Below are 4,971 nucleotides of genomic sequence, written 5' to 3'. Positions count from 1 at the left end.
CCGTCGCGGTGGAGCCCCTCCCTCGTACGTACTGCGGCCCGGTGGGCCGGCGTCAGACGGTCTGCCCGCTCAGCGACGGACGGCGGCCGGCGATGACCCGCTTGGCCAGCGAGCGCGGGCTGGTGAGGAAACCGTAACCCCATGACATGTGCATGGTGGCGAGCGCGACCGGGATCTGTGCGCGGGCCTTGAGCGACAGCCCCTTGCCCGCGGGCAGCGAACCGGCCGTGATGGCGGCGGCGTAGGCGGCCGGGACCAGGAACGCCCAGGGGGTGACCGCCGCGCCGACGACGATGCCCGCGGCGATGGCGCAGACGGCGGTCGGCGGGGCGAGGTAGCGCAGGTTGATCGAGCCGGAGTGGTAGCGGGCGACCACGTGCCGCCAGCGGCCGTAGTCCTTGTACTGCTTGGCGAGCGCCCGCACGGAGGGGCGGGGGCGGTACTGGACCTTCAGTTCGGGCGAGAACCAGATCAGCCCGCCGGCCTCGCGGATGCGGAAGTTCAGCTCCCAGTCCTGGGCCCGGATGAACTCGACGTTGTACCCCTCGGCCTTCTCCAGCGCCTCGCGGCGGAAGACGCCCAGGTACACGGTCTCAGCGGGTCCGGCCTGGCCGCCGGTGTGGAACGCGGCGTTGCCGACACCGATCCGCGAGGTCATCGCCGCGGCGACGGCGTCCTCCCAGGCGTTCTCGCCCTCGGCGTGCATGATGCCGCCGACGTTCTGGGCGCCGGTCTCCTCCAGGAGGCGGACGGCGGTGGCGATGTAGTCCGGGGAGAGCATGCCGTGCCCGTCGACCCGCACCACGATCGGGTGACGGGAGGCCGCGATGGCGGCGTTGAGGGCGGCGGGGGTGCGTCCGGTGGGGTTGGGGACGGTGTGGACGCGGGAATCCTCGCGCACCAGCTCGGCGGCGATCTCGTCGGTGCGGTCCGTGGACGGGCCGAGCGCGATCACCACCTCCATCTCACCGGCGTACTCCTGTTCCAGGATGTGCCGGACCGAGTTCCTCAGGTGCCGCTCCTCGTCGAGCACCGGCATGATCACTGAGACGGCGGGGTAGTGCGCGGCAGACATGTGGTCCTCGGGGTGTCCTCGGGGGCGCCGGGCTCCTGGTCGCACCACGGGAGACGGCGGTTGTTCGGCTGGTGGTGCGCGCCGCCACGTTACCGCTTACGGGGGACACCGGCGCGTCCCGCCGGGTGGCAGCCCGGAAAGGAGATCGTATGGACTTACCGTACGGACGGTCCCCGCACGCCTCGGATCGCCCGGAGGTTCCCCTCTCGTGACCACGCCGCCCCGGCCGCCCCGTCCACCGCATCCCCGGCGCGTCCCGCCGCGGCGCGGTACGGCCAGGACCGGCGGGCCGCTGAGATCGCGCCGGCAGGACGAGCGGCCCCGCTGGGGGATGCGGGTGGCGACGGGTCTGTCGGTCCTCGTACTGGGCGCGGGCGGCATCGGCCACGCCGTGGTCACCCAGCTGGAGACCGGCATCGGCCGTGTGGACCCCTTCCGGGACATGAAGAACCGACCGGCCGGGAGCCGTGGCATGAACCTGCTGCTCGTCGGCACGGACGGCCGCGACAGCATCACGGCGGAGGAGAAGAAGAAGTTCCGGCTCGGCGGCGCCCCCTGCCACTGCACCGACACCCTCATGCTGGTGCACCTGTCCCAGGACCGGCGGCGCGCGAGCGTGGTCAGCCTGCCGCGTGACAGCTACGCCATGATCCCCGCGCACACCGACAAGACGACCGGCAAGCGGCACGCCACCCACCCCGTGAAGCTGAACGCCGCCTACGCCGAGGGCGGGCCCACGCTGACCGTGCGCACGGTGGAACAGCTGACCGGGGTCAAGATCGACCACTATCTGGAGGCGGACTTCACCAGCTTCATGAAGACGGTGGACGCGCTGGGCGGCGTGGAGATCTGCACGGTGCGACCGCTGAAGGACTCGTACACGGGCCTGGATCTCCCGGCGGGCACTCACGCGCTGAGCGGCGGCGAGGCATTGCAGTACGTCCGCTCCCGGCACGTCGACGGGGCGGCCGACCTGGGGCGGATGCAGCGGCAGCAGAAGTTCGTCGCGGCGGTGATCGAGCGGGCGACCAGCAAGGGCGTGCTGCTGAACCCCGTGAAGTTCCAGCAGGTCGTCTCGGCGATGCTGGGGTCGGTACGGGCCGACGAGGGGTTCGGCACCGAGCAGATGCTGGAGCTGGGGTCGGCGATGCGCGGGTTCACGGCGGCCTCGTCGGAGTTCGCCTCCGTCCCGGTGGGCGATCCGAGTTTCCCGGTCAAGGGGATCGGGTCGACCGTGAAATGGGACACCGCGCGGGCGGCGGCGTTGTTCCGGACGCTGCGCGAGGACAAGCCGCTCACCTCGGCGGAGCCGGCCGCCGCCCCGGCAGCGTCGAAGGCGACGGTGGTGGACGTGGCGCCCCAGCAGATCCGGGTGCAGGTCTACAACGGCACCCCGCACGCCGGTCTCGGCAAGAAGCTGGACGCCGCCCTGCGCGCCACCGGGTTCAACACCACCGCGGCCCCCCTCGACGGCACGGTCCGTACCCTCACGCGGACCCTGATCACCTACGACCCGCGCTGGGACCGTTCGGCGAAGTCACTGGCCACGGCGTTGCCGGGCAGCGAGCTGCGGGCGGTGGCCGGCCAGGGCGCCACGCTGCGGGTGACGGTCGGCGCGGACGGGGGGACGGTGGTGGTGCCGGTGCGCGCGGAGACCGTGCCCCGCGGCACCTTCCACGCCGTCACGGGAGACGACGTCGTCTGCCCCTGAGCGCGGGCCCCCCCGGCGCCGCGGCGGCCGGGGCCGGCGCCCGCGGCCCCGCAGGGCTCAGCTCTCGTCGATGCCGTCCGCGGCGCGCTTCTCGCGCAGTTCCTTGATCGCCCGACGCCGGGCCAGCCGGTGCGTACGGCGGATCTGGGCCTCCTGGTGGCGCCGCTTGTCGCGCTCGGTGCCGGGGATCACCGGAGGTACGGGACGGGGGCGTCCGTCCGCGTCGACGGCGGCGAAGACGAGGTAGGCGCTGCCGACCTGCTGGGCGGGGGTCGACTCGTTCCACCGCTCGGCCATCACGCGCACCCCGACCTCCATCGAGGAGCGGCCCGTCCAGTTCACCTGGGCGCGCACGTGCACGAGATCGCCGACCCGGACCGGCTCCAGGAACACCATCTCGTCCATAGAGGCGGTCACCGCGGGTCCGCCCGAGTGCCGGCCCGCCACGGCACCGGCCGCGTCGTCCACCAGCTTCATGATCACACCGCCGTGCACCGTGCCCAGGAGGTTGGTGTCGCTGCCGGTCATGATGTGGCTGAGCGTGGTGCGGGACGCCTCGGTCGGCTTGCCGGGGAGTTCACCGACGCCGTCGCCGCCCTCGCGAGGGGTCCGGGTGCCGTCTTCGGGGGCGCCACCCCCCTCGGGGCTGCTCTCGTCCTGGGAGCGATTGACCAGTTTTGTCATGACGTCCACTGTATGCGGCCGATGCGTGACCGAATTTGCATCAGCTTCGCAACAGCCCTGAACCGTTTCTTCTCACACCCTGTAATACCCGTACCCGGGCGCGGCAGACTGGTGTCCATGAGTGACAGGCCCGGATGGACCGATGACAGCGACCGCTACGGCCGGGGCTCGGCAGCCCCCGAGCCCGAGGGTGCGCGCTCCATGCCCCGTGTCCAGCGGCGTCCCGCCCCGCCGCGGGCGCCCCAGGTGCCGCCGCAGCCGCAGGGACGCCCGGGGTACGGCACCCCCGAGGCCCCTCGCCGCGACCCGTACGGCGCGGGCGGCCAGGCCGCGCCCGGGTACGACAGCGGTTACAACACCGGCCAGGTCTACGGCACACCCCAGGGGCCCGGGCAGGGACATGGCCAGGGACCGGGGCACGGGCCGGGCGGCGGACGCGGCGGTGACGGCGGTTACGTCCAGGGCCGGCCCGCGCCGGACTGGCGGCGCCGGATCAAGATCGGCGCGCTGGCCCTGGTGGTCGTCGTGCTGGCGGTCTCCGTCTCCACGTACTTCTGGGCCGACTCCAAGCTCAAGCGCGAGGTCGACCTCTCCAAGGTGATCGACCGCCCGGCCGAGGGCGACGGCACCAACTACCTGATCGTCGGCTCCGACAGCCGCGAAGGCATGTCGGCCGAGGACAAGAAGAAGCTGCACACCGGCTCCGCCGAGGGCAAGCGCACCGACTCGATGATGATCCTGCACAACGGGTCGAACGGGCCGACGCTGGTCTCCCTGCCCCGTGACTCGAACGTGGAGATCCCCTCGTTCGTGGGGTCCGAGTCGGGCAAGAGGTACGAGGGCACCGGCCGGACGGTCAAGCTGAACGCCGCGTACGCCGAGGACGGCCCGGAGCTGCTGGTGCGGACCGTCGAGTACAACACCGGGCTGCACATCGACCACTACGTCGAGATCGGCTTCGGCGGCTTCGCCAACATCGTGGACGCGATCGGCGGGGTCGAGCTCGACATCCCGAAGGCCTTCAAGGACAAGAACTCCGGTGCCGACTTCCAGGCGGGCAAGCAGACGCTGAACGGTGAGCAGTCCCTCGCCTTCGTCCGTACCCGCTACGCCTTCGCGGGCAGCGACCTGGACCGTACGAAGAACCAGCAGAAGTTCCTCGCGGCGCTCGCGAGCCAGACGGCGACCCCGTCCACGCTGATCAACCCGTTCACGCTGTACCCAGTGCTGGGCGCGGGTCTCGACACCCTCGTGGTGGACAAGGACATGTCGCTCTGGTCGCTGGCCCGGATGTTCTTCGCGATGAAGGGTGTCACCGGCGGCGACGGTACGTCGATGAACATCCCGCTCTCGGGGCAGAGCACCGGCGGGGGCAACCTCGTCTGGGACAAGGCGAAGGTCAAGCAGCTCGTGGAGCAGCTGAAGAACGACGAGAAGGTGACGGTCACCGGCAGCTGACCGCCCCGCACCGCACGCGCGTGAGCCGGGACCCCGCGCGGGG

The 4,971-nt window shown here is 71.8% G+C and carries 4 protein-coding genes; 2 read left to right on the top strand and 2 right to left on the bottom strand.

The genetic code is table 11. The features are described from left to right. Nucleotides 1–52: 52 nt before the first annotated feature. Entirely contained in the window at nucleotides 53–1,075 is a 1,023-nt protein-coding gene (locus tag ACFWEP_RS31500) for a glycosyltransferase family 2 protein (RefSeq protein ID WP_387375224.1), read from the bottom strand. A gap of 331 nt (nucleotides 1,076–1,406) precedes the next feature. Between ACFWEP_RS31500 and ACFWEP_RS31495 the strand changes: the two genes are divergently transcribed. After that, nucleotides 1,407–2,786 (top strand): LCP family protein, encoded by a 1,380-nt coding sequence (locus ACFWEP_RS31495; protein ID WP_387375226.1) that lies wholly within the window; start codon nucleotides 1,407–1,409, stop codon nucleotides 2,784–2,786. Nucleotides 2,787–2,843: 57 nt separating this feature from the next. On the opposite strand, the gene ACFWEP_RS31490 is transcribed toward ACFWEP_RS31495, so the two are convergent. Beyond that, the gene (locus ACFWEP_RS31490) at nucleotides 2,844–3,470 is read right to left on the bottom strand and encodes an acyl-CoA thioesterase (protein ID WP_387375222.1); all 627 of its coding nucleotides are present in this window, start codon (nucleotides 3,468–3,470) and stop codon (nucleotides 2,844–2,846) included. Between the two features lie 117 nt (nucleotides 3,471–3,587). Between ACFWEP_RS31490 and ACFWEP_RS31485 the strand changes: the two genes are divergently transcribed. Further along, the gene (locus tag ACFWEP_RS31485; RefSeq protein ID WP_387375221.1) at nucleotides 3,588–4,928 is read left to right on the top strand and encodes an LCP family protein; all 1,341 of its coding nucleotides are present in this window, start codon (nucleotides 3,588–3,590) and stop codon (nucleotides 4,926–4,928) included. Nucleotides 4,929–4,971 lie beyond the last annotated feature (43 nt).

Source organism: Streptomyces sp. NPDC060198 (assembly GCF_042728415.1).
GTDB lineage: Bacteria > Actinomycetota > Actinomycetes > Streptomycetales > Streptomycetaceae > Streptomyces.
Note: the sequence above shows the minus strand (reverse complement) of the source record. Positions and strands in the feature narration are given on the sequence as shown.

What these genes read in the sequence shown, in the direction of transcription:
- ACFWEP_RS31500 (WP_387375224.1), bottom strand. Translation starts at nt 1,075, where the DNA reads ATGTCTGCCGCGCACTACCCCGCCGTCTCAGTGATCATGCCGGTGCTC.
- ACFWEP_RS31495 (WP_387375226.1), top strand. Translation starts at nt 1,407, where the DNA reads ATGCGGGTGGCGACGGGTCTGTCGGTCCTCGTACTGGGCGCGGGCGGC.
- ACFWEP_RS31490 (WP_387375222.1), bottom strand. Translation starts at nt 3,470, where the DNA reads ATGACAAAACTGGTCAATCGCTCCCAGGACGAGAGCAGCCCCGAGGGG.
- ACFWEP_RS31485 (WP_387375221.1), top strand. Translation starts at nt 3,588, where the DNA reads ATGAGTGACAGGCCCGGATGGACCGATGACAGCGACCGCTACGGCCGG.